General features: G+C 63.7%; 22 protein-coding genes. 4 read left to right on the forward strand and 18 right to left on the reverse strand.

Annotation, left to right across the window (positions count from 1 at the left end; genetic code table 11):
• Positions 1-12: 12 nt before the first annotated feature.
• Entirely contained in the window at positions 13-615 is a 603-nt protein-coding gene (locus tag FJ941_RS16955) for a hypothetical protein (protein ID WP_140507303.1), read from the reverse strand.
• Positions 616-729: 114 nt separating this feature from the next.
• Between FJ941_RS16955 and FJ941_RS16960 the strand changes: the two genes are divergently transcribed.
• Complete coding sequence (locus tag FJ941_RS16960) at positions 730-963, forward strand: DUF2093 domain-containing protein (RefSeq protein ID WP_027143200.1); 234 nt, start codon at positions 730-732, stop codon at positions 961-963.
• Here FJ941_RS16960 and lpxK read toward each other — a convergent pair.
• The 6 genes from lpxK to FJ941_RS16990 form a co-directional block, all read right to left on the reverse strand.
• Positions 960-1985, reverse strand: coding sequence for a tetraacyldisaccharide 4'-kinase (gene lpxK / locus FJ941_RS16965; protein ID WP_140507305.1), 1026 nt, complete (start codon positions 1983-1985; stop codon positions 960-962). The genes FJ941_RS16960 and lpxK overlap by 4 nt on opposite strands.
• A gap of 1 nt (position 1986) precedes the next feature.
• A complete protein-coding gene (waaA, locus tag FJ941_RS16970) occupies positions 1987-3303 on the reverse strand; it encodes a lipid IV(A) 3-deoxy-D-manno-octulosonic acid transferase (protein ID WP_027143202.1) in 1317 nt (438 codons plus the stop codon).
• Positions 3300-4091 (reverse strand): lysophospholipid acyltransferase family protein, encoded by a 792-nt coding sequence (locus tag FJ941_RS16975; RefSeq protein ID WP_140507306.1) that lies wholly within the window; start codon positions 4089-4091, stop codon positions 3300-3302. Before FJ941_RS16975 ends, waaA begins: the two co-directional genes overlap by 4 nt.
• 5 nt (positions 4092-4096) lie before the next feature.
• Complete coding sequence (locus FJ941_RS16980; RefSeq protein ID WP_015318348.1) at positions 4097-4342, reverse strand: DUF4170 domain-containing protein; 246 nt, start codon at positions 4340-4342, stop codon at positions 4097-4099.
• 76 nt (positions 4343-4418) lie between these two features.
• Positions 4419-5222 (reverse strand): 3'(2'),5'-bisphosphate nucleotidase CysQ, encoded by an 804-nt coding sequence (locus FJ941_RS16985; RefSeq protein ID WP_140507308.1) that lies wholly within the window; start codon positions 5220-5222, stop codon positions 4419-4421.
• On the reverse strand, positions 5209-6552 hold the full coding sequence (locus FJ941_RS16990; protein ID WP_140507310.1) for a TldD/PmbA family protein: 1344 nt from the start codon (positions 6550-6552) through the stop codon (positions 5209-5211). The genes FJ941_RS16985 and FJ941_RS16990 overlap by 14 nt, the downstream gene beginning before the upstream one ends.
• Before the next feature lie 173 nt (positions 6553-6725).
• Between FJ941_RS16990 and FJ941_RS16995 the strand changes: the two genes are divergently transcribed.
• The gene (locus FJ941_RS16995) at positions 6726-7136 is read left to right on the forward strand and encodes a VOC family protein (protein ID WP_140507312.1); all 411 of its coding nucleotides are present in this window, start codon (positions 6726-6728) and stop codon (positions 7134-7136) included.
• 25 nt (positions 7137-7161) lie between these two features.
• On the opposite strand, the gene epmA is transcribed toward FJ941_RS16995, so the two are convergent.
• On the reverse strand, positions 7162-8208 hold the full coding sequence (epmA, locus tag FJ941_RS17000) for an EF-P lysine aminoacylase EpmA (protein ID WP_140507314.1): 1047 nt from the start codon (positions 8206-8208) through the stop codon (positions 7162-7164).
• A 183-nt stretch (positions 8209-8391) separates the two neighbouring features.
• Between epmA and efp the strand changes: the two genes are divergently transcribed.
• A complete protein-coding gene (efp, locus tag FJ941_RS17005; protein ID WP_084636569.1) occupies positions 8392-8961 on the forward strand; it encodes an elongation factor P in 570 nt (189 codons plus the stop codon).
• A gap of 119 nt (positions 8962-9080) precedes the next feature.
• Here efp and FJ941_RS17010 read toward each other — a convergent pair whose 3' ends face one another.
• The 7 genes from FJ941_RS17010 to FJ941_RS17045 form a co-directional block, all read right to left on the reverse strand.
• Positions 9081-11759 carry a class I SAM-dependent methyltransferase gene (locus FJ941_RS17010; RefSeq protein ID WP_140507315.1) on the reverse strand — a complete coding sequence of 893 codons (2679 nt, stop codon included), beginning with the start codon at positions 11757-11759 and terminating at the stop codon, positions 9081-9083.
• Complete coding sequence (locus FJ941_RS17015) at positions 11756-12532, reverse strand: TylF/MycF/NovP-related O-methyltransferase (protein WP_140507317.1); 777 nt, start codon at positions 12530-12532, stop codon at positions 11756-11758. Before FJ941_RS17015 ends, FJ941_RS17010 begins: the two co-directional genes overlap by 4 nt.
• Before the next feature lie 168 nt (positions 12533-12700).
• The gene (locus FJ941_RS17020) at positions 12701-13564 is read right to left on the reverse strand and encodes a patatin-like phospholipase family protein (protein WP_140507319.1); all 864 of its coding nucleotides are present in this window, start codon (positions 13562-13564) and stop codon (positions 12701-12703) included.
• Entirely contained in the window at positions 13561-14946 is a 1386-nt protein-coding gene (locus FJ941_RS17025) for a pitrilysin family protein (RefSeq protein WP_140507497.1), read from the reverse strand. Before FJ941_RS17025 ends, FJ941_RS17020 begins: the two co-directional genes overlap by 4 nt.
• Positions 14947-15068: 122 nt before the next feature.
• Positions 15069-16457, reverse strand: a complete 1389-nt coding sequence (locus FJ941_RS17035) for a pitrilysin family protein (protein WP_140507322.1) — start codon at positions 16455-16457, stop codon at positions 15069-15071.
• 118 nt (positions 16458-16575) lie between these two features.
• Positions 16576-17130 carry a 16S rRNA (guanine(966)-N(2))-methyltransferase RsmD gene (gene rsmD, locus FJ941_RS17040; protein WP_140507324.1) on the reverse strand — a complete coding sequence of 185 codons (555 nt, stop codon included), beginning with the start codon at positions 17128-17130 and terminating at the stop codon, positions 16576-16578.
• Positions 17127-19082: a pseudouridine synthase gene (locus FJ941_RS17045; RefSeq protein WP_140507326.1), complete on the reverse strand. Its 1956-nt coding sequence runs from the start codon at positions 19080-19082 to the stop codon at positions 17127-17129. The genes rsmD and FJ941_RS17045 overlap by 4 nt, the downstream gene beginning before the upstream one ends.
• Positions 19083-19262: 180 nt before the next feature.
• On the opposite strand from FJ941_RS17045, the gene FJ941_RS17050 reads away from it, so the two are divergent.
• Positions 19263-19712 (forward strand): nucleoside deaminase, encoded by a 450-nt coding sequence (locus tag FJ941_RS17050; RefSeq protein ID WP_140507328.1) that lies wholly within the window; start codon positions 19263-19265, stop codon positions 19710-19712.
• Between the two features lie 36 nt (positions 19713-19748).
• Here FJ941_RS17050 and FJ941_RS17055 read toward each other — a convergent pair whose 3' ends face one another.
• The 3 genes from FJ941_RS17055 to FJ941_RS17065 all read right to left on the reverse strand — a co-directional run bounded on the left by FJ941_RS17055 (position 19749) and on the right by FJ941_RS17065 (position 24807).
• Positions 19749-20426 carry a hypothetical protein gene (locus FJ941_RS17055; protein WP_140507330.1) on the reverse strand — a complete coding sequence of 226 codons (678 nt, stop codon included), beginning with the start codon at positions 20424-20426 and terminating at the stop codon, positions 19749-19751.
• A gap of 302 nt (positions 20427-20728) precedes the next feature.
• Positions 20729-23713, reverse strand: coding sequence for an isoleucine--tRNA ligase (gene ileS, locus FJ941_RS17060; protein ID WP_140507332.1), 2985 nt, complete (start codon positions 23711-23713; stop codon positions 20729-20731).
• Positions 23714-23994: 281 nt separating this feature from the next.
• The gene (locus tag FJ941_RS17065; RefSeq protein WP_140507334.1) at positions 23995-24807 is read right to left on the reverse strand and encodes a MipA/OmpV family protein; all 813 of its coding nucleotides are present in this window, start codon (positions 24805-24807) and stop codon (positions 23995-23997) included.
• Positions 24808-24873: the final 66 nt, after the last annotated feature.

Here is a 24873-nt window from a genome sequence, read left to right on the forward strand (position 1 = left end):
CGTGATACCTGCTTAACGGAACAGAAAAAGCACAATCATGGTAGTCACGGCCGAGACGATGGCCGTCACGATCGATATCGTCCACAGCGACGACGGAGCTGGCTCGGATCGTGGAGCATGGCCCGCCGGTCGGATGGAGGCGCCGCGCGGTTGCGGCGCGTTGGCGTTGGCCGCGACCAGCACCGCGGCGGAAGCGACCGCGGGCGAAAATGTGGACGAGGCCGAGGCCGGCGCCAGTTTGGGTGTGCTGTCGGTGACCGTTAGCTGCGGCGGGGCGAAGCCGCGCGAAGCCTGATCGGTGTCCGTCCCTGTCCCACCCGTCGAGGCTCGTGGCGGTGCATGGTGGGTGGCGGCGTCAAGTTCCATGACGGCCCGGTAAGCATCCTCGATCTCGGAGGATGACAGGCGTTGCGACGTCTGAGCGGCCGGTCGCGGCAGCGAGCCTTGCAGCGCCTGGGCGGCGAACTGCGCCGATTGCACCATCGCGGGCGCCGGCGGCTGGACGAGCGCCTTGACCAGCGCCGCGGTCGTCGGGTCGGCCTTGAGGGAAGGCACCGGCTGGGGCGTGAGTGCTTCTTTCAGCAAAGACGGCATGCTTGCATTGGCGATGTCCATGGCGCTTCCTGACAACCATTGTGCCGAAGGGCAATATTACATGAGCATTGCGCCAAGCTTGACCTTGCCCACGATTTATGGCGATTGAATCCCAATGAACTCAAGTACCACCGCATGATGAACCGTTTCGAAGGCCCGGGCGGCAAGGAAGCCCGCATCCGCTATCTCGATGGCGATTTCCAGGTCACCAGCCCCGGCTCGTTCGTGCGCTGCGCCGTGACGGGCGAAAACATCCCACTGGACGAGCTGAAATACTGGAGCGTTGCCAGGCAGGAGCCCTACGTGAACGCGAGCGCATCGCTGCGCCGCGAAATCGAGGTGCATCCGGAACTGCGCAAGCGGGGTTAGCCTCTCAGCTTACGCTGGCGCCAGGCATCGAGCGTTTCCTCGATAATGCGCTCGGGAACGTGATCAAGCTCGAAAATCGTGTCGATTTCCAGCACGTCGAGACGGTCGAGAAAATCCTGCGGGGCGCCATGGCGCAACCGGGCGGCGTCCTTGGCGGTGGTGATCAGGCCAAGGCCTTCGGCCCGCGCCGTCGCGGCCAGTTCGGCGAGCTCGTCCTCGGCGTAGAAGTGATGGTCCGGAAAGGGCCTGGACAGGATCACTTCGCCGCCGGCCTCGCGCACCGTGTCGAAGAACTTTTCGGGATGACCGATGCCGGCAAAGGCCAGAAACCGCTTTCCGGCAAGCCCCGCCTCGCTGCTCGGCTCCGTGTGGGCCTCGAAGATCGGCCGGCCGGCACGCGCTGCCCGGCGGACCACGGCATCGGCGGCGGTGCCCTCGCCCATCTTCAGCAGCCCGCTGGTGAAGACCAGTTGGTCGACGATTTTGGCCCTGAGCGGACCGCCCGGGATGACGCGGCCATTGCCGATCCCATAACGGGCATCGACCACGACCAGCGCATAATCGATGTGAATGCGCGCGCTCTGGAAGCCGTCGTCCATGATCAGGAAATCACAGCTGTGCTTTTCCAGCAGCAGCCGGGCGCCGGCGGCACGGTTCGGCGTCACTGCAACCGGGGCATGTTCAGCCAACAGAAGCGGCTCGTCGCCGACGTGCTTGGCGCTGTCATGACTGATATCGACGACATGCGGTTCGGCGAAGGAACCGCCATGGCCGCGCGACAGGAAACCGGGCTTCAGCCGCATGCGCTTGGCCTGTTGGGCGAGCGCGATCGCCACCGGCGTCTTGCCGGTGCCGCCAACGGTGAAATTGCCGACGCACAGAACCGGCGCCTGGATCTTCTCGCGTCGGGCCCGCCGCATGCCGCGACCGGCGACCAGCGCATAGACAGCCGACAGCGGCGATAGCGCCAAGACTTTCCAGTCCGGCTCTTCCCACCAGAATGGTGGTGCTTCCGAGGCCACGCTAACGCCCGTTCGCGCCCTTCAGGCGCGCCTTGACCACCAGCGGCTGGATATAGGGTTCGAGCGATTTGAGTGTGCGTGCCAGTGCGCCGCGCATCTCATCGACAGTCGCGATTCCCGCCGCCATCATCTCGTGGCGAGCCACTTCGTTAGTCAGGAGGAAATTGACGGCGCCAGCCAGCATGTCGCGGTCGCGCACCAGCTTGGCGCCGCCGCTGTCGAGCAGGCGTTGATAGGCCTCGCGAAAATTCTGCACGTTGCGACCGGCGAGAACCGCCGTGTCGAGCATGGCCGGCTCGAGCGGGTTCTGGCCGCCTTCGGAGGTCAGCGAACGGCCGACGAAAGCGATTTCGGTCAGGCGGAGATAAAGCCCCATTTCGCCGATCGTATCGCCAAGCAGGATATCGGTGTCGGGACCGATACGGTCACCCTTGCTGCGCCGCGCGACCTTCAGTCCCATGCCGGAAATCTGCGCGGCAAGGGCTTCGGCCCGATCGGGATGGCGCGGGACGACGATTGTCAAAAGGCCGTGGTGACGCTTGTGCAGCGTCGCGTGGACTTCCGCGGCGACCACTTCCTCGCCATCATGGGTCGAGATCGCCGCCCAGGTCGGGCGACCGCCGATCTGCCGCTGCAAAGTGGCAAGCGCCCGTTGGTCGACCGGCGGCGGGTTGGTGTCGACCTTGAGATTGCCCGACACCGTGACCGGCCGGGCGCCGAGCGCTCGAAAACGCTCGCCGTCGACGTCGGACTGGGCAACGACATGGGCCAGATTCTCGAACAACGCCTCGGCGATGTTGGCCCGCTTCTTCCACGAGGTGAACGAGCGATCGGAAAGCCGGCCATTGACCAGCACCTGCGGCACGTGGCGCGCACCGAGTTCGAGGATGGTCATCGGCCAGATCTCGGATTCGGCGATGATCGCCAGATCAGGTTTCCAGTGATCGAGGAAGCGGCTGACCGCCGGCTTCAGATCGAGCGGCACATATTGGTGGATGATGCGGTCGCCGAGCCGCTCGTCCACGACCTGGGCGGAGGTCACCGTGCCGGTCGTCAGCACGATGTTGACGCCATAGTCGAGGATGCTTTCGACCAGCGGCACGACGGCCAAGGTCTCGCCGACGCTCGCGGCATGGATCCAGATCACCGGCCCCTCGGGGCGCGGGCGGCCGGCGACGCCATAGCGCTCGCGCCTTCGGTTGCGGTCTTCCTTGCCGCGCGAGGTGCGCCAGGCGACGTAAGGCCCGACCAGGGGATAGGCGGCTGCGCCGGCAAAACGGTATGCCGACAGCATGGTACGTGCCCAGCGGCCGCTCACCGCGGACCATCCACGAGACGGTAGGCCTCGGCGGTCGCGGCGTTGAGAGCGGCCGTCACTTCCTGGCGCTTGCGCTCCATTTCGGCATCGTCGGCATCCGCCGCCACAAAGATCGGCGTGCCGATGGTCACGGCAGAGCGGCCGAAGGGCAGGTTGATGGTGGTTTTGTCCCAGCTCTTTTCCAGCACCTTGCGGCGGCTGGTGGCGATGGCGACGGGCAGCAGTGGCCGGCCGGAGAGGCGAGCCAAAAGAACGATACCGAGCCCTGCATCGCGAGGGGTACCGTGGGGAATGTCTGCGATCATGGCGACGTTCTTGCCTGCGGTGAGCGACTTTTTGAGGGCGATGAGGGCCTTGGCCCCGCCCTTGTCGAGATGCCTGGCATTCTCGCGCCCGCCCGAACCGCGCACTGCCTCGATGCCGAATTTCTCCAGCATCAGGGCGTTGAGTTCGGCATCGGCGCTGCGCGACACCATGGCGACCAGCGGCTTGCGCTTGGGGTAATAGGCCGGCGTCAAAAGATGCTGGCCATGCCACAGAGCAATGATCCCCGGCTCGAACTCGGCATAGGCGCCGCCCGCAAAGCGGGCCGATCCGGCGACCAGGGGGCTGGTCAGGCGAACCAGCCGCACGAACTGCGCGAGCAGGCTGGCAATGGCGTTCTTGACGAATCGGGATTGCGCGAGCGGCTCGCGAATCCTGCGCCAGAAGGCCTTGGTCGTGCGGTTGCCGCCCCTGCCCGTGGGCGCGGCCTCGCTGGCTGGCTCTTTCGCCAGATCACGCTCCATCGAAGTCAACCGGCGGCCTTGCTATCGGGATCCAGCAGACGGTGCAGATGAACGACGAAATAACGCATATGGGCATTGTCCACGCTGGCTTGTGCCTTGGCTTTCCACGCGGTGTGCGCGGATTGATAGTCGGGATAGACACCAACGATGTCGAGCGCGTCGAGATCGCGGAACTCGGTGCCGCCAAGCTTCTTGAGTTCGCCGCCGAACACCAGATGCAAAAGCTGTTTCTTTCCGTCTTCCGCGGCCATGTCGGTCCTTCACATATCGTGAGTTTGTCACAGGTCTAGACCAAAGCCGCCGACTTTGGAACCTTCGAAAATGCTTTCAGCCATCCAGCCCGGCGATGACATCGACAAGCACCGCCAGCAGGTCCCCGCTGCCGGCGGCGAGCGCGCCGTGACGGATCACCTCGCCGGCATAGAGCGGCGCCCGGCCATTCGGGTCGAGCAGCTGGCCGCCCGCTTCGCGCAGGATGAGATCGGCGGCGGCAATGTCCCAGTCATGCGCGTTCGGCTTGACGAACGTTGCGTCGAGCGTCCCGTTGGCGATCATCGCCAGGCGGTAGGCGAGCGAGGGGATGTAGGGTGCCCGCTGCAGCCGCTTCTGCCAGCCGGCAGGCACCATGTCGATCAACTGCTTCAACCCTGAAATTTCAGCCTTGTCCTCAGGCTTGCGTACCGCGATGCGCTTGTCGTTGCGGAAGGCGCCCTGGCCGGGTAGCGCCCAGTAAGTCTCATCCATCGCCGGACATTCGAGCACGCCGGCGAGCGTGCGGCCAAGCTCAACGACGGCAACGCTGACGCACCAAGTGGGCTGGCCTTCGAGGAAGCCGCGCGTCCCGTCGATCGGGTCGACAACGAAGGTGCGGCGCGCCGAAAGCCGTGCCGGATCGTCGGTCGTCTCTTCCGACAGCCAGCCATAATCCGGCCGTGCCGCAAGCAGCGTCTGGCGCAGATACGCATCGGCGGCATGATCGGCTTCACTGACCGGCGAGGTACCGCCCTTCATCCAGACCTGCGGACTGTTGCCGAAGTAGCGCATGGCGATAAGACCGGCCTCGCGGGCGGCGTCGAGCAGCAGCGGCAGGTCCTGATCGGCACCGGCAGTGGTCAGGTCATGCTCCGGCAAGGGTCATGCCTTCGATCAGGAGTGTCGGGGCGGCAGTACCGAAATTGCGGTCGAGGTCATTCGCCGGCACCATGTTGAGGAACATCGTCTTCAGGTTCGAGGCGATGGTGACTTCGGCGACCGGATAGGCTAGAGCGCCATTTTCGATCCAGAAGCCGGAGGCGCCGCGGCTGTATTCGCCGGTGAGCATGTCGACGCCCTGGCCAAACACTTCGGTGACGTAGAAGCCGGTCTTGAGCGAGCCGATCAGGTCTTCCGGCGAGCGCTCGCCCGCCTCGATGGCAAGGTTCGTCGACGACGGCGAGACGGAGGAGCCGCCGCGTGCGCCACGACCGTTGGTGACGAGGCCGAGTTCCCGGGCCACCGATGTCGACAGGAACCAGTGGTTGAGGACACCCTTTTCTATCATCAGGAGCTTCTCGCCCTCAATGCCTTCGCCATCGAATGGGCGCGAGGCCTGGCCACGGCGCCGCAACGGGTCGTCGGTGACGGTGATGGCGGCAGCGGCCACCTGCTTGCCCATCATGTCGCGCAGGAACGAGGTCTTGCGGGCGACGGAAGCGCCGTTGATGGCGCCGGCGATATGGCCGGCAATGCCGCGCGCGACGCGCGGGTCGAACACCACGTCGACCGGTCCGGTCGCCGCCTTGCGCGCGCCAAGGCGGCGCACCGCCCGTTCACCGGCCTTGCGGCCGATGTCCTCGGGTGAGTCGAGATCGGCAAAATGCTGGCGCGAGGAGAATTCATAGTCGCGCTCCATGCCGGTGCCCTCGCCGGCGATCACGCTGGCCGAGCGCGCAAAGCGCGAGCCGACATAGTGGCCGAGAAAACCGTGCGAGGTGGCCAGAACCAGCCCGCCAAGCCCGGCGCTGGCATTGCTGCCGGACGAATTGGTCACGCCCTTGACGGCGAGAGCCGCCGCTTCGGCCGCAAGCGCGGCTTCTTTCAACTGGTCGGCCGACACTTCGGTCGCGTCGAACAGGTCCAGATCGCGCGTCTGCCTGGCGAGCAGCGCAGGGTCGGCAAGACCCTGGTAGGGATCCTCGGGAGACACCTTGGCCATGGCGACGGCACGCTCGGCAAGCGCCTTCGGATCGGACGCGGCGGTCGCCGATACGCTGGCCACACGCTGGCCGACGAAGACCCGCAGCGAAACATCGTCGCCCTCGGAAGCCTCGGTGTTTTCGACTTTGCCAAGCCGCACCGAGACGCCGGTCGAGCGGCCACGCACCGCGACGGCGTCCGCGGCATCGGCGCCGGCGCGTTTGGCGGCCTCGACCAGGGCCGCGACGCGGTCCGTCAATTTCGCGGCGTCCAGCTTGTCGGTCATGCACTTGATCCTGTTTCTTCAGCCTGTCCGGAAGGCAGGTGCTGCCGCACCATCTATTGTTCCAATGCCGCTTGTGCAATGGCAGAAGGGCAATCAGGATGTCGCGACCAACCGCCATCGAAGCGCCCGCAAAGAGCGGACGGCGCGGTTTTTGCCTATCTGGAGCCTTCGCCATGACGCCTTTCCATCTTGCCTTTCCAGTTCGCGATCTCGATGAAACCCGAACTTTCTATGGCGAGGTGCTGGGGTGCGCGATCGGCCGCTCGTCAGCGACCTGGGTCGATTTCGACCTTTACGGTCACCAGATGTCAGCGCATCTGCGCCCCGCGCAAGCCGCCAGTGACGGCAAGGTCGACGGTATCACCGTGCCGATCCCGCATTTTGGCGCTGTGCTCTTGATGGACGACTGGCAGCGCCTTGCCACTCGGCTGGAAGCGCGCGACGACATAGACTGGCTGGAGCGGCCAATGGTGCGTTTCAAGGGGGAGCCCGGCGAACAGGCGACATTGTTTATCCGCGACCCCTCTGGCAACGCCTTGGAATTCAAGGGCTTTCGCTCGCTCGAGCAGGTTTTCGCGCATTGAAGTCAGAGGGGCAGCAGCCTGTCGCTCAAGATGCCGCGACCGGCGTCCAGATCACGTCCTCGATCTTGTGAGCGCCGGTCGCCAGCATCACCAGCCGGTCGAAGCCGAGCGCAATGCCGCTGGCCTGCGGCATGATGGCAAGGGCGGCGAGAAAATCCTCGTCCAGCGGGTAGCGCTCGCCATAGACGCGCTCTTTCTCGTCCATCTCGATGATGAAGCGCCGGCGCTGCTCGGCCGCGTCGGTCAACTCGCCAAAGCCGTTGGCGAGCTCGACGCCGCAGCAATAGAGCTCGAAACGTTCGGCGACGCGTGGATCTCCGGGGCCCGGCCGGGCGAGTGCCGCCTCGGCGACCGGATATTCGCACAGGATGGTCGCCCGCCCCTGCCCGAGAAGCGGCTCGATCTTTTCCACCATCACGCGGCTGAACAAATCCGCCCAACTGTCGTCGGGCGCGGTGCGCAAGCCGGCCTGGATCAGTGCGGCATGAAGCGCGTCCCGGTCCGTGCCGCCATCGACGGCGACCGTGGCCAGCAGATCGATGCCGGCATGGCGGCTGAAGGCATCCGCCACGGTCAACCGCTCCGGTTCGGCAAACGGATCGCAGTCGCGGCCCCGGAAAGAAAAGCGCGCGGCTCCTGCCCTCGTCGCGGCCAACGCCAGCAGCGCGGCGCAATCGCGCATCAGCCTCTCATAGGTCTCGCCCACCCGGTACCATTCGAGCATGGTGAATTCGGGATGATGCAAGGGGCCGCGCTCACGGTTGCGATAGACCGGACCCAGGCTGAAAATGCGCTGTTCGCCTGCGGCGAGCAGCTTCTTGCAGGCGAATTCCGGCGAGGTGTGGAGATAAAGCGGCGATCGGGCGCCATTCGGCCCGACCGCCTCCGTCGCGAAAGCCGCCAGATGCGCCTCGTTGCCGGGCGAGACCTGCAGCGCGGCCGTCTCCACCTCGATGAAGTCGTTGCGGGCGAACCAGTCGCGCAAGGCAGCCGTCAGCCCGTTGCGCAGCATCAGGCGCGGACGGCGGTCGGCATGGACATGCGGCGTCCACCAGGGCGACGCGGCGGTCATGAGCGGATTGAAGGCATGCAGGTGCCCCCCATGTCAGTTCGCCCCATGTAAGTTCGCCCCAGGCCAGTTCGCCCGGGCCAGTTCGCATTGGGGGGCTGGCGGTTCGCGCCAAGATGCGCTAGGCCCCCATCCAGCGCCGCACAAACCGGCAAACGCCAGTCAAACCTCGCAGGATTTAAAACCGTGGTGAAAGTCATCGCCAGTTCGCTCCGCAAAGGCAATGTCGTCGACAAGGACGGCAAGCTTTATGTGATCCTCTTTGCCGAAAACATCCACCCAGGCAAGGGGACGCCGGTGACGCAGCTCGACATGCGCCGCATCGGCGACGGGGTGAAGGTTTCGGAGCGCTACCGCACCACCGAACAGGTGGAGCGCGCCTATGTCGAGGAGCGTGAGCACACCTTCCTCTACGCCGACGGCGAAGGCTATCACTTCATGAACCCGGAAACCTACGACCAGGTGGCGGTGTCGGAAGCCGTGGTCGGTGACGCGGCGCCCTATCTGAAGGAAGGCATGCCGGTGCAGGTGTCACAGTTCAACGGCATCGCGATCTCCCTGGTGCTACCGCAGCGCGCCACCTTCGAAGTGGTCGAGACCGAGCCGACGACCAAGGGCCAGACGGCATCGTCCTCCTACAAGCCGGCCGTGCTCTCCAACGGCGTGCGCACCACCGTGCCGCCCCACATCGCGCCCGGCACCCGCGTGGTGGTGATGACGGCCGATGGGTCCTATGTGGAGCGGGCGAAGGACTGAGGGGCAGTTTTTGGTCAGGTACGGGCGGCCGGCGTTTTCTCAGACCCCTTTTTGCGCCGATTGATTGCTTTGCTTGAAAGTATCTCTGTTGTTCTCGGAACGGGACGGCTGGGATGGATTTATTCCCTGCCGGTTATCAAGGTTTGGCGTTTGCCCTGCGGCCGTTTCTCAAAGACGACAATGCTGTCATAGACACAGATCGAGTCCGTTGAATTGGTGAACGCGTTCGCCGGCAACGCGCCGCGCGAGTGGTGTGCGTTTATCTCGTCGAGCTTCCCCTTGGCGAATTCCATGAACGAACCTGGCCTGCGGAGTCCACCGCCGTAGGCGTCCCAATAACTCGTATGCGTGTCCTCGACCAAGTAGACACCGTTCGGCTGCACGTGTTGGTAAAGATGCTCGAATGTCGCGATGACGTGATCCATCATATGACTGCCGTCATCGACCACAATGTCGATAGGTCCATATTTCTCGACTATGCGATCGAGGAGTTCAGGGTCGTCCTGGCTGCCAATGAAAACCTCAACCTGCTCCGACTCGTGCACCTTGCAGGCTGGGTCGATATCGATCCCGACAATTCGCGCGCCCTCGCCGAAATAGGCTCGCCACATTTCGAGCGATCCTCCTTTGTACACGCCGACTTCAACGACGACTGGCTTTCTATTTCTGAATCGCTCGAAGTGGCGTTCGTAAATGTCGAAATAGTGCAGCCATTTGTATATTTCCTTGCCGCTGTTGTTCAAAAAATACTGATGCAAGAACCCGCCCATCGTAGCCTCCTCAGCTTCGCAATCCGCCGGCTGTAGAAATTTTGATTGTGGTTGCCGTCTCCCTTTGTCGCCGAGGTTCGCCTTGAGCCGCGCAAACACCGGCTCCCATTCATTTGCAACAAGGCAAAGCGCTTCGCCAAAGTTTGCCTCGATCTCGGCAAACTCCATGTTTGCAAAACGTCTACCCGCTTCGATGATCCATGAACGATCGTATCCACCACTGCCAAAGCCGGATATTACGGTGAGCCCGGTCCAGGGCGTGGCAATGGTGAACACGTCGAGTTCTGGGCGCATCGCCTTGAGTGCCGGAACCAGCTTCCAGACATCGCCGGTGTGGAATTGCGTCGTCGGCGGAACCTTTTGCGTCGCTTCGTCCAGGGCGGCAGTGTCGTGCACGAGCAGAACCGAGCCGGCATCGCAGTAGCGCTCGAGGTTCGCAAAATCGCGCAACACCTGATCGAACGTGTGCAAGCCGTCGATGAACCCGACACCAACCGGACGGCCGGCGAGCAGCGCACCCGCTCCGCCGCGATCAAAAAAGGCGTCACTCGTCTCTGGAAAAATGTGCGTTTGCGCACTGAGCGCCACGGTGGCGCGTGGATTGGGATCGATGCCTATTGCAAGAGTTGGAGCCTTGACCTTAGAAAGCGATACGCCGTCATAGACCCCTATCTCCACCACGACAGCGGGCTTCAACTCTGCGTAAAGACGCTCCAGCCAGTCGTAGTAGAAAGGCCCCGACATCCGCATGCTGGCGAGGCCGATATGGGCGCCAGTGCTATTGGCGGCTTGCGCCAATGCGTTGCGGTATTGAACCTCAGCCGTTTCGTTCTCGCCGACGACACGGTGCGCATCGCCGATCGCCGTAAAATACGCGGCATCTCGATCCGGACTCCGCCGCGAAAGAATGCCGGCGGACGCAAGGAGGCGGGACCCTGCAAGCTCGGCGGGTGCATGGCTGCTTGCCATGCGGACGATGTCCGCCGCCGCGTTGTAATTCCCGATCTCGAACTGGGCCTTGGCCACGCCGACCAGTGCCGCAGCTGCCGGGTGCGTCGGCACGGGCTCCTCGGGTGGTTTCAATTGCGCTCTGAGGCCCGCGGCCACGGCAGGGCCGACGCCGTGTGGAGTTGCGATCATGGCGCGGGCAAGGTGCGGCACAAGTGCTGGAGGCAACGATCCCACGAACGCTGAGGGGATGTGAAAGATAAAGTCCCCTGCTCCCCGCAAGGCGTCCCTTTCAGCCTTCCAGATTGCCCAGTTCTTGGACTGTTGCTCGAGGGGCGCGTTGGTGGATATCCCTCCGTGCAACTGGTGAAATGTAGCCTCTCCGAGCGTGAGGATGAGTTGTGCCTGCGGCAGCGCCATCGCGCGTTCGAGCGTGTCGAGATTGACGAGGCCGCCTCCAGGATGGTTGAAGCGCTCGTCCATGCCATTGATGGCATGCCAATTCTCGCGATTCAAAAAGAGAGCATTCGCTTCGGCCAATGGCGAGAACCACGGATCGATCGACGACTCATCCATCGTCCCGACCTCGAACAGCCGATACCCATCTTCCGGCCACCGGATCGATTGCAAAAGCGAATCTTCGATGGCCTTTGTGTAGCCGTTCGTCGGCGCATTTGCCTGGATATCGCTTCCAAGATACCAGCCCGGCGCAGCCACGACCGCCGTTGGGGCCATGTCCAGGCCGATGCCGGCGAAACGCACAAATCCCGGCGTCACAATGCGCGCGCCGTCGATCATGACGCCGATCTTGTCACCCTTCGCCTCTCTTATCCCACGATTGACGGCAGCCGCGGGCGAGGGAGACGCGTCATCGATGCGCAGCACGCGAAAATTCGGCCCATATTCTCTGATCAGACTCTCACTCACGGCAGGTGAGGATCCGTTGTCGACGACGATGACCTCGTAATCGTTCGTGGTCACACCTTGCTGGTAGGGCGTAGCCAGCGAAAGTAAGGTTCTAGGCAGTTCAGTAGGGATGTTGAAGGCGACAACGACAATGGAGATGCAGTTCTGTTTCATCGCGTTTCCGTAGGCTGGTTGCCGGCAATTGGCTTCTGCCACCAACAACCGGTCCAATCTATGTCGTGTATCGTCGCTCCGATACGGTGACGCGCGCGGTAATCCTCAACCGCCTGCCGGCAAGGCGGAAGCGCAAAGTCGTCGATGATCGCGAAACCGCCCGGCGACAGCCTTGGATAAAGCGCCTCAAGGCTGTCCATGGTCGATTCATACATGTCGCCGTCCAGTCGAATCAGGGCGAATGGACCAGCTTCCAGGCCAGGCAAGGTGTCGCCGAACAAGCCTTTGACGAAGACCACCTGGTCATCCAGTAGATCGTAAGCAGCGAAGTTGGATTCCACCTGAGCCTGGTCGATCGCCAACTGGCGATATTCGTGCAGCGTGTCTCCCCTGTCGGCCGGATAGTTTTCGGCGTCCGGCTGTGGTAAACCGTCAAAGGAGTCGGCGACATAGACTTTCCTGTCGGTGACCTCGTTGGCGGCCAGCACCCCCTTCATGAGAATACAGCAGCCACCGCGCCAGACCCCGGTCTCAATGAAATCCCCAGGCACGTTCTCATCGATGACCCTTTGGACGAGGTCTCGCACATTCGACAAGCGCTTGATGCCTGCCATCGAATGAGCAACCGTCGGCCAATCGCGACCCTGGAGGCGATCCTCGCGATTGAAGGGGGTCGACTCTCCCATTTTCGCGGGATCGATCACCTGCGAACCGGAGCCATAAATTGTGTTGGCAATGATCTTGATCAGGAGATCTGTGTAGAGACGGTTCATGGTCGATCTTTCGAGGCGTCAAGGTTTTGAATCGAAACATGCTGTTGCGGATATCGATCCAAAGAGCAAGGGAACGACCGACATTGTGAGGCCACCCGACCAAACGGCGCTGGGCCACCTCAGGGTTTCCGTAGCTAGAGCCAGGTCACCGAAGCTCCCGGAACCAACTCACTCGGCCGCCGGTTTCCTGCTCTTGCGTTTGCCGGCTCGCTCTTCCACCGCCTTTTCCACCTCGCGCTTCAGCTTATCCTTGATGTCGGCCGTCTCGTTCATCAAGGCATCGATCTTCAGGAAATCGAGCACCCGGTATTTGGACACCGCCGGGCGGACCAGTATATCGGGCTGGCACTGTTTCAGCTTGTTGGCGATGATCGACTGCATCATCAGCTGCGTGGCGCCGAACATCAGGTCGACGGAGGTCGGCTGTTTTCGGTCGGCCTCTTCCGGCGCGCCGACCACGTCGACGCCGATGATGATGTCGGCATCCTTCTCGATCAGATCGAACGGCACGGGGTTGTAGATGCCGCCGTCGATCAGCAGTCTGCCGTCACGCATCACCGGGCGGAAGACGGCGGGGATGGCGGCCGAGGCGGCAAGGGCCGAGTGCAGGTCGCCATCGTCGAACACGGCGAGCTTGTGGCCGAAATAGTCCGTCGCTGTCACCTTCAGCGGGATTTTCAATTCGGCGAAGGTTTCGGGAATGGCTTCGGGCAAAAAGGCCTTGAGGATGCGCTCGACATTGAACTGGCTGACCCGGATGCCATTTTGCATGGCTTCCGCGATCGTGCCTGGCCGCGCCCGCCACATTCGGCTCGCCACCTGGGCGCGCCGACCGAGGATCGAGCGGGCGTAGTCGTGCATGTCCTTGCCGGTCATACCCGAGGCCATGCCGGCGCCCATGACGGCGCCGATCGAGGAGCCGGCTATCGCCACCGGCTTGATGCCGAGCTCGTTCAGAGCCTCGATGACATGGATATGCGCCAAGCCGCGCGCGCCGCCGCCACCGAAAGCTATGCCGAAAGTCGGGCTCACCCCTTGCCGGCTCCCGCCAGCGGCGGTCCGACCACCATGATGGTCGGCTCGGCGGTCAGCAGCTTCTTCGCCGCCGCCTTGACCTGATCGAGCGTCACCGCGTTGATATAGCCGGTACGGCGCTGCATGTAGTCGATGCCGAGATCGTCGAGCTGCAACTCGACCAGCGTCGCGGCGATGGCACTCGACGAATCCAGATTGCTGATGGCATAGGCGCCGATCAGATATTTCTTGGTCGCCGCCAGTTCGGCCTCCGTCGGGCCGTCCTGCGCTAACCGCTTGACGACGTCGCGTACGATGCCGAGCGTCTCGGCGGCGCGGTCGGAACGCGTTCCGGTGGTGACGATCAGCGCGTCGGCGTGGTCTTGGTTTACCAGCGAGGAATTGACGCTGTAGGCCAGCCCGCGCTTTTCGCGCACCTCCTGGAACAGGCGCGAGGTAAAAGTGCCGCCGCCAAGGATCTCATTCATCAGCGCGGTCGGGAAGAAGTCCGCCGACTTGCGCTTCACGCCGGGCCAGGCGAGCTGCAGCGAGGTCTGCGGCAGGTCGTAATTGACCTCGATATGCTGCGCCAGCCTGGGCTCGATATCGGCGACAGGGGCGAGCGTCTGGTTCTGCGGCAGATCGCCGAACACCATGTCGAGCTTCTTCTTCAGCGTCTCGGCGTCGATGGCGCCGACCACGGCAACATGCAGGCCGCCCCGCCCGAACACCGCCTTGTGCAGGGCCTCGAGATCGGCCTGGGTGATGGCGGCGATGCTCTGCCTGGTGCCCTGATCGGAGCGCGAATAGGGGTGGTCGCCATACACGGCGCGCGCCCATCGGTTCTGTGCCACCGTGTCCGGGTCGTTCTCGTTGGCGATGATGCCGGACAGGACCTGGGCGCGGATGCGGTCGATCGGCGCCTGGTCGAAGCGCGGCTCGTTGACCGCCAGCCGCAACAGGTCGAAGGCTTCGTCGCGCTGTTCGGCCAGCATACGCATGGAGCCGTAAATGCCATCGCGGGTCGCGTCGAAGCTCATTTCGGCGCCGGCATCGTCGAGCTTGATCTGGAAGGCTTCCGAATCGAGCGGGCCAGCGCCCTCGTCGAACAGGCCGGTCATCAGATTGGCCAGGCCTTCCTTCCCCACCGGATCCTGAGTCGAGCCGCCGCCGAAGGCGAAACGGACGGCGACGATCGGCACGGAATAGTCCTCCACCAGCCAGGCCGTGACGCCCTTCGGCGAGGTGACGGACTGGATCTCCATGGCGTGGGCGGCAAGCGCCGGCAGGATCAGGAAGAGGATGGAGAGGAATAGGGTGACAAGTGGCGCGAGGAAGCGAGCCTCCTTCCCTTCTCCCCTTGTTGTGGGAGAAGGTGGCCGAGCGAAGCTCGGTCGGATGAGGGGTGCTCCAGCTTGCCGCCCGCGCTCCGTCCAAGACCCCTCAACCGTCTCGGCGCTACGCGCCGATCCACCTTCTCCCACAGGGAGAGAAGGGAAGACATGGTGGTGCTGGCTCATCATCAATTCCCCGCCTGTTGCTGCGGCAAGAGATAACCGGTGGTCGAGCGGGCCAGCACCAGATAGCGCGCGGCAACGGCCTTGACCTCGTCGGTGGTGACCTTGCGGATGCGGTCCGGCCATTGCTGCACGTCCTGGACATTGCCGCCGGTGGCGAGTGTCGAACCATAGATGTTGGCCATGGAGTCCTGCTTGTCGCGGGCAAAGATCATTGACCTGACATAGCGGTCCTTGGCTTTTTCGAGCTCATCCGGGGTCACGCCGTCGCTGGCGATGCGCGCCACCTCGGCATCGACCGCGACTTCGACGTCGGCCAGCTTGGCGTCGCCGCGCGGCGAGCCGTAGACGGTGAAATTGGTGTCGTCGAGCATGGTGCCCTGGAAATACGCGCCGGCGCTGGAAGCGATGCCCTGCTTGATGACGAGCGCCTGATAAAGCCGGCTGCGGTTGCCGCCGCCAAGGATCTCGGCGAGCAGATCGAGCGCTTCGGCCTCGCCAGGCTTGGCGGTGTGATAGGAGGGCACGACCCATTGTGTCGAGAAACTCGGCACGCTGACGCGGGCGTCGGAGAGCGTCACGGTGCGCCTGGTGTTCTGCTCCGGCTCGACCGGGCGGACGCGCGGCGGCAGATCCGGCCCGCGGGCAACCTTGCCATAGGTCTTTTCGGCCAGCGCCTTCACCGTTTCCGGTTGGATGTCGCCGGCCACGATCAGCACGATGTTGTTGGGCCGGTAATATTTATTGTAGAAGGCGACGGCGTCGGTGCGGTTCAGCTGTTCCATCTCCTGCATCCAGCCAATAACCGGAATGCGATAGGGCTGGTTCTGCCACAGTGTGGCATCGACTTCCTCGTCGAGCACGGCCTGCGGATTGTTGTCGATGCGCGAGCGGCGCTCCTCCAGGATCACATCGCGCTCGGTCTTGATGACGTCGTCGGTGAGGATGAGGTTGCGCATGCGGTCAGCCTCGAAGCTCATCATCAGTTCGAGATCCGACGGCGCCACCGTCTCGTGGAAAGCGGTGTAGTCGTAGGAGGTGAAGGCGTTGTTGGAGCCGCCAATGTCGGAGACGGCGCGGTCGAACTCGCCGGCTTCGTGATGGGCCGTCGCCTTGAACATCAGATGCTCGAAGAAATGAGCGATGCCGGATTTGCCCGGCGGCTCGTCGGCGCTGCCGATCTTGTACCAGACCATATGGGTGACGATCGGCGCGCGATGGTCGGGAATCACGACCACTTCCATGCCGTTGTCGAGCAGGAAGTCCGTGACCTTGAACTCGGCCGGCACAGTGTCTGGCAATACGGCGTTGTCCGCCAGGACAGGGTCGGTCATGAACAAAGCCAGCGACGTCGCCAGCAGCGTTGGCCTCAGCCACTCAGTCCTGGATGTCATCGATGGCTCCGGTTTCATGCAGCGACGATAGGCAAGGCGCTGGCGACAAGCAAAGTGATTTGTTGGCCATGTTGCCGGCAAAGGCGGCGGCAAAGAGGCCACTGCTGAAAGAGGCCTGTCAGGCAGCCTCGATGAAGCGGATGACAGTCTCGCCGTAGTTGCGCTCATCAAGCACGGAAAAGCCCGGGCCTGGCTCGAAGGGAACCGACGCCGTCTCCTCGACCACGCAGAGCGCCCCGGGGCGCAGCCAGCCGCCGGCCATGGCCGACCGCAGAGCGCGCTCGCCAAGGCCCTTGCCATAGGGCGGATCGGCAAAGACGAGACCGAACGGCGCCAGCGTGCCCGCCTCGCCAAGGCCCGTTGCATCGCGGCGGAAGATCTTGGTGCGTCCGGTCAGGCCGAAGGCCTCGACGTTGTCGCGGATCAGGCCACGGCCTTCGGCCGATTCCTCGATGAAGACGCCATAGGATGCGCCGCGCGACAGGGCCTCCAGACCAAGCGCGCCGGTGCCGGCGAACAGGTCGAGCACGCGCGCGCTCTCCAGTTGCCCGGCAAAGCGATGCGCCAGAACGTTGAAGACGGCCTCGCGGGTACGGTCGGTCGTCGGGCGGATGGCGCCGCTGCGGGGCGTCGCCAACGGACGCCCGCGAAACTCACCGCCGACGATTCTCATCTTGTCCGAGGACCCTTGGGGCCGCGCGGCCGCTCACCGCCACCGGCGCCTCCTGGACGCTCGCCACGCGGCTTGCCGAATGGCCTTGCGTCGCCTGGTTTGCCGGCGGGCTTGCCGTAAGACGGCTTGAACGAGGCCTTGCGCGCCTTGGCCTCGGCCGCCTTGGCCGCATCGGCCTCCGCCCTGCCCTTGCCGATCGGCCGGGCTCCCGGTGCCATCCAGACATTAGCCTTGCGCTGGCCTGGCGGCTCGATCGGCCGCTGCTCGCGTTCGGATTTCTTGCCGCCGCCACGAGGCTTGTCACCGAAACCGCCGCGCGGCTTGTCGCCGAAGCCGCCACGCTCCGGTCGCGGACCGCGTTCGCCGAAGCTCTTTTCTGGCCTCTCGCCCCTGTCAGGACTTGTCGACAGTTTGCCGAGCGCCTCGTCGCGGCTGCCTTCCCGGCGTTTGCGGTTCTTGATCAGCCCGCCCTCGCCGATCGGCCGCCGCTCGCCGTCTCTCGTAAATTTCGGCCGTTCCGGCTCGGCCTCACGGACTTCGGTACGCCGGACCGGCTGGTTGGAAAACGGTTTTGTTATCTCGGCATCGAAATTGGCACCGGATTCCTCGACCAGGCGCTCGCCAAGCTGGTCGCGCAGCACCCGGCCCTTGATTTCCAGCACGTGACCTTCGGCGAGGTCCTCGAGCTGGAACGGACCATAGGAGATGCGGATCAGCCGCGTGACGTCGAGGCCGAGCGCGCCAAGAATGTTCTTGACCTCACGGTTTTTGCCCTCGCGCAGGCCGATCGTCAGCCAGGCATTGGAGCCCTGCTCGCGATCAAGGCTGGCTTCGATGGCGCCGTAGAAGACGCCGTCGACGGCAATGCCTTCGCGCAGGCCGGCAAGCGCGCTTTCCTCGACCTTGCCGTGGACACGCACACGGTAGCGGCGCAGCCAGCCGGTGGCCGGCAGTTCTAGTACGCGCGACAGGCCGCCATCATTGGTCAGCAGCAGCAGGCCTTCGGTGTTGATATCGAGCCGGCCGATGGTCATCAGCCGCGGCAGTTCGGCCGGCAGCACGTCGAAGACAGTCTTGCGGCCTTCGGGGTCGCGGTTGGTGGTGACGACGCCGGCCGGCTTGTGGAACAGGAACAGGCGCGTGCGTTCGATCGGCGGGATTTCCATTCCGTCGAGATGGATGATGTCATTGGGCATGACGTTGAACGCCGGCGAGGCCAGCACCCGACCATTGACTTTGACGCGGCCGGCGGCGATCAACTCCTCGGCGTCGCGGCGCGAGGCGAGCCCGGCACGTGCCAGACGCTTGGCGATGCGCTCGCCGGCTTCTTCCGTTGCTTCGGTTGTTCGCGGACGTGGCTTGAAGCCGCCGCCCGATGCGCCCTGTGGCCGGTCTCCGAAATCACGTTTGGGTCTGTCGCCTCCAAAGTCTCGCTTTGGACGGTCGGCAAAATCCCGCTTCGGACGATCTGCGAAATCACGCTTGGGACGGTCGAAGCGCTTTTCGCCGCCCTCCGCCGAGGCAGAAACCGGACGGTCGCCACGTGGCGCGTAGGGCTTGCGCGGCCCTTCGCGCTTTTCATACGGCTTGCGTTCGCCTTCCGCCGCCATCGGCCGGTCGCCGCGTGGCGCGTAGGGCTTGCGCGGCCGTTCGCGCTTTTCATACGGCTTGCGTTCGCCCTCGGCCGCCATCGGGCGGTCGCCACGTGGCGCGTAGGGCTTGCCTTCGGGGCGCGGTCCCTTGCGGAACGGCTTGTCGCCGCTCTTGAAGTCGCGCTTCGGGCGCTCGCCTTCAGCGGCGGCCGGCCGGTCGCCGCGTGGGGCATAGGGCTTTTTCGCACCAAAGGACGGCTTCCCGCCCTTGCTGGCGTCGTGGCCACGTGACCCTGCCGATTTCGGGCCACTCCTGCCTGGACCGCCTTTGCGCGGAGATTTCTTGTCGCTGTCGTCCATGTGGCCTTTGTCCGTTTGCGCTGCTACAGCGTGGCGCATCCGTTCGGCGCGCAACGAACGCTGTAGCATTTTTGATTTGGCGCATGATCATTCCCGAAAATCGAGTCCGATTTTCAGGTTGATGCGCTCCATAACAGGATCACCGCCGGGTGGCGAGGATATAATGGGAAGACAAACCGCTTGAAGAGGCCGGATTTCATGGCGCTGGCGCTAAAAGAGGCCGAAGCGGCAGCCTTGCGCGGCGAAGTGCCGGTCGGCGCGGTCATTGCCAATGGCGGCACGGTCATTGCCAGTGCCGGCAACCGCACGCGCGAGCTTGCCGACCCGACGGCGCACGCCGAAATTCTGGTCATCCGTGAAGCCTGCGGCAAACTCTCGAGCGAGCGGCTCACCGGCCACGATCTCTATGTGACGCTGGAGCCCTGCGCCATGTGCGCCGGGGCAATCTCATTCGCCAGGCTGCGCCGTCTCTATTTCGGTGCCGCAGACGAAAAGGGCGGCGCCGTGGTCAACGGTGTGCGCTTCTTCGCTGCACCGACCTGCCACCACACGCCCGACATCTATCCGGGCATGGCCGAGACCGAAGCAGGCCTGCTGCTGAAGGATTTTTTCAGGGGACGTCGAGACTGAGCCAAGGCCGCCGCAAGATCAGCGGCGCGACTGTTCCTACAGCGACGGCAACCAGTCGAACCAGCCGCCCTTCTTGCCCTCGGCCTTTGCCTTGAGGCGGCGCTCCTTCTTGTACTCGTCTTCGCCGAGTTCATTCTGCGGCGCGGCACCGGAGGCGGTGCGGTAGGCCAATGGCGGCTCGCTAAGGTATTTGCGCGTGTTCGGATCGCCCTGCTTGCTGTCGGCAAGGCGGCGTTGGATCTCCGCAGCGCGGCCCTTGTCGGAATCGGCGGGTTTCCACGCCGGCGGATGGCTTGAGCCGGACTCTTCCATTGCCTTCTTCACCGAAGCGGGATCCGTCTGCACATCATCGACGATCTCCGACTGGTAGGCCGGATCGTTCTGGTGGGCGGTGGCGTCGGCGCGCAGACGCGCGCGGCGCTGCTCGGGCGATTCGGGCCACCCGGCGTTTGCCGTCTGGATGCTTTCCTGGGGGGCAGGCAGCGCTTCCTTCTGGCCGGGTGCCGGCTTCACCAGGGTGGGACGCGGCTTGTAGTCGATCGGGTCCTTGCGCTTCGGCGCGAAGGAAACGGCGCCTGTAAGATCGCCGGCCAGCTGTTCGGCGGCGGTCTTGTCGGTGCCATAGGTCGGAGAGCCCATGCAGCCGGATAAAGCGAGGCCCGAAGCGACAAGCGGCGCCAACAGCGCAAGGCGCGCGTTATATCTCTCGGTCATGCCAAAAAGTCCCACTCTAGACAGCCTCTCGATCGCACCGGCTTTGTATCCGGTCCCCATCATGCAAGCACTTGCGACGGAAATCCGGCGACAATTTGTCTTCCGGAGTTTCGCGTGTTTACCTCAACCACTCGTTAAGGGCAACGCCGGGCGGATTTGTACCGCCCGGCGTTCTATTTGCGCACTTCTTTGATCTGATGCCGGTCGTTTAAACCGCCACGCACTTTCGGGCGACAGGAACTGGCTTGATCTGGTCCCTGTCGTTTGTCCCAAAACCGCTACGCACTTTTGGGCGACAGGAACTAAAGCCTTCCCAGCGCCTTCAACTCGTGCAGCACGGCTGCGTCACGTGCCGAAACATCCGGGAAGTCCGGATCCTGCCCGACATCGGCCGTGTAGCGCCAGGAACGCGCGCATTTGACCAGCCCTCGGTCCTCGGCTTTCTCGATCACCACGGCGACGCCCTTGACATCGTCGAGGGCAAAGGCGGTTTGCGGCGCCTGGCCATGGGCAATGACGAGATCACTGGTGATCGCCATTTCAGCCATGTCGACGTCCGATATCGCCGCCTCGAGCGCCGCGTCGTTGATTGTGACCACCGGTATAGCCTCCAGCGAGGAGCCGATCACCTTCTGGGCACGGGCGATCTCGAGTGCGCCGGTGACGACCCGGCGCACCTGCCTGACCTTGCGCCACTTCTCCGCCAGCGCCTCGTTCTTCCAATTCGCCGGGATTTGCGGGAACTGGTCGAGATGCACCGAGACCGCGTCGGGATGACGGTCGAGCCAGGCCTCTTCCATGGTGAAGGGCAGCATCGGCGCCAGCCATTTCACCAGGCAGTCGAAGAGATGGCGTACCACCTGGACCGAGGCCTTGCGCTTCGCGCTCGACGGGCCGTCGCAGTAGAGCGCGTCCTTGCGGATATCGAAATAGAAGGCCGACAGCTCGACCACCATGAAGTCGAGCAGAGCTCGCGTGATGCGCTTGAACTCGAAGGCGTCGTAGCCCTGGCGCACCACCTCGTCGAGCTCTGCCAACCGGTGCAGCATCAGCTGCTCCAGCTCCGGCATCGTCTCCAGGGGAACGACCTCACCATCGTCATGGGCGAGCGTGCCCAGCATCCAGCGGATGGTGTTGCGCAGCTTGCGATAGGCGTCGATGTTGGTCTGCAGCACGTTCTTGCCGAGCCGCTGGTCTTCCCAATAGTCCGTCGTCACCACCCAGAGCCGCAGGATGTCGGCACCGGACTGCTTGATCACATCCTGCGGCACGACCGTGTTGCCGAGCGATTTCGACATCTTGCGGCCATCCTCGTCCATGGTGAAGCCATGGGTGACGACGGTGTCGTAAGGCGCCCTGCCCCTGGTGCCGCAGCTTTCGAGCAGCGAGGAGTGGAACCAGCCGCGATGCTGGTCGGAGCCTTCGAGATAGACGTCGGCCGGCCACTTCAGGTCGGGCCGGTCCTCCAGGGTGAAGACATGTGTCGAGCCCGAATCGAACCAGACGTCGAGAATGTCCGTCACCTGCTTCCATTTGGAGGCATCGTGATTGCCGAGGAAGCGCTCGCTGGCACCGGGCGCGAACCAGGCGTCGGCGCCCTCCGCCTCGAAGGCGTCCATGATGCGCTGGTTGACCGCCTCGTCCTTCAGCACATTGCCATACTCGTCGGCAAAGACGGCGATCGGCACGCCCCAGGCACGCTGGCGCGACAGAACCCAGTCGGGGCGTTCCTCGATCATGGCGCGGATGCGGTTCTGGCCGGCGGCCGGGACAAAGCGAGTCTCGTCGATCGCCTTCAGAGCGCGGCCACGCAGCGTGGTGCCGTCGCCGAGATCCTTGTCCATGTAGACGAACCATTGCGGCGTGTTGCGGAAGATGACCGGCTTCTTCGAACGCCATGAATGCGGGTAGCTGTGCTTCAGCCGACCGCGCGCGAACAGCGCGTTGCGCTTGATCAGCTCGTCGATGACCGCCTGGTTGGCATTGCCCTTCTTGCCGTTGTCGTCGATGACGCGCGCCGGTCCGCCTTCGCGGTCCGGGCCGAAGCCCGGCGCGTCCTTGGTGAAGAAGCCGCCGTCGTCGACGGCAAACGGGATTTCAGTATCGATGCCGCGTTGACGCAGCGCGGGCGCGGCATCCATCCAGGCATCAAAGTCCTCCCGGCCATGACCGGGAGCCGTGTGCACGAAGCCCGTGCCGGCCTCGTCGGTGACATGGTCGCCGGCAATCATCGGAACCGGGAATTCGTAGCCGCCACCGAGACCCTTGAAGGGATGCGAAAGCACAAGATTTCCAAGCTGTTCGGCGCTGACGCCGTGAAGGCGCTTCAAGATGATCTTGGCTTTGGCCTGGCTTTCCTCGGCCAGCGCATCGGCAAAGATCAGCTTCTCGCCTGGCTGCGGGCCAAATGCGTTCTCGGCCGCCGTCACCTCGTAGAGGCCGTAGCCGACGCGCGGCGAATAGCTGACGGCGCGATTGCCAGGGATGGTCCATGGCGTCGTCGTCCAGATGACGACATGGGCATCCAGCAGGTCAAGCGACCGCCCGCTTAGGTCCGGATCGAGCTCCGCCGGCAGCCCGTCCACGACACTGGCGACGACGAGATTGGCCACCGGAAACTTCGCCCAGATCGTGTCGGACTCGTAATCCTGGTACTCGATCTCGGCCTCGGCGAGCGCCGTGCGCTCAACGACGCTCCACATCACCGGCTTCGAACCGCGGTAGAGCTGGCCGGACATGGCGAATTTCAGCAATTCGCCTGCGATGCGCGACTCGGCGTGGAAGGCCATCGTCGTATAAGGGTTCTTGAAATCGCCGACGACGCCAAGCCGCTGGAACTCGCCACCTTGCACGGAGATCCAGTGCGCGGCGAATTCACGGCATTCCTGGCGGAATTCGTTGACCGGCACCTCGTCCTTGTTCTTGCCCTTGGCGCGGTACTGCTCCTCGATCTTCCATTCGATGGGCAGACCGTGACAATCCCAGCCGGGCACATAGTTCGAGTCAAAGCCGCGCATCTGGAACGAGCGGGTGATGACATCCTTGAGGATCTTGTTCAGCGCGTGGCCGATGTGGATGTTGCCGTTGGCGTAGGGCGGACCGTCATGCAGCACGTATTTCGTGCGGCCCGCCGCGCTCTCGCGCAGCTTGCGGTAGAGGTCCATGTCCTGCCAGCGCTTGACCAGCACCGGCTCCTTCTCGGGCAAGCCGGCGCGCATCGGAAATTCCGTCTGCGGCAGGTAAAGGGTCTTCGAATAGTCGATCGTTGATTGGTTTTCGTCGTTCATTGGTCTGCCATGTGCATGCCGGGCCACGTGGCTTGCGGCGAATTCTACTTTAGACGCATGCCGTTTTCCCAAACCGGGCCACTTGTGGGCGACATGCTTTGATGATCTGGAAAAGCGCGAGAGGCCGCGCGCGATATTCCCGGCGGCTCCTACAGCCTTCAGGCTGCTGGGAACACCGGGCTGGTAATTCGTATCGTCGGCGCGTGAAGGCGCGAAAAGCTCGTCATTGCTGGGCTTTTAGCGGAGAAGAGCGCAGGAATAAAGCGTCTCCTTCGATTCACTTACATCTTGAAGTCGAAGCGATAGGTGGTCGACACGCCGACCATGAACTGGTTGCGGTCGCCGCGCTCCTTGACCAGGCTGGAATCGGCGGCCGGACCCTCGAGGCGCGAATATTCGCCAAACAGGCTGGCGGTCATCGGATCGGTCACCTTCCAGGTCACGGCGCCGCCGAGGCCGACGGATTTCAGGCCGCCGCCGGGATTGTACTGGCTCAGCCCCGAGGCCACGGCTTCCTGTGCGTTGACGCCATAATAGGCATCGAAATAGTTCGCCGAGGCAAAAGACACGCGCGGACCGCCCGAAATCCTGACGGTTGGCGTCACGTCGTAGAAAGCATCGGCGGCGATGTCGGCGACAAAGCCGTTATGGGCACGAATGCCATGCCGCAATTCGGCACGCGCCCGCATCCAGTCCGTCGGATAGAATTCGAAAAAGCCGCCGACCTCGCCGCCCCAGCGGACCGGGTCCAAGCCCCTGAGTTCGTCGGCATCGCCATCGTCGCGCGAGAACAGGAACTTGCCGGTCAGGCCTGCACGGACGCTGCCATCGTCGACAAGCGCCAGCGAAATATTGTCGTTGCGCGAGGTGAAGCGAGCAGCAGAGCCGGCCTTGCCCAGCGAAATGATGGGCTGGGCGCTCAGCATGTACTTCTTGCCGCCCTCGAAATTGGGCGCCACCAGGCCGGTCGCGCCGACCGTCAGATACCAGTCGCCGGACAGCCAGCCGAAAGCGCCATCACCGGCTTCGGCCGCGCCTGACGTCGCCAGCACGACGCTAGCCAAGGCTATAGAAATCTTCCCGACCTGACTCATGGTCACTCCACTAACACGTCAAAGCTGTCCTGCCGCGCAGCTTTGACGAGGCTTTGGTAAAATTTG

It is taken from the genome of Mesorhizobium sp. B2-3-13 (genome assembly GCF_006442195.1).
Lineage (GTDB): Bacteria > Pseudomonadota > Alphaproteobacteria > Rhizobiales > Rhizobiaceae > Mesorhizobium > Mesorhizobium salmacidum.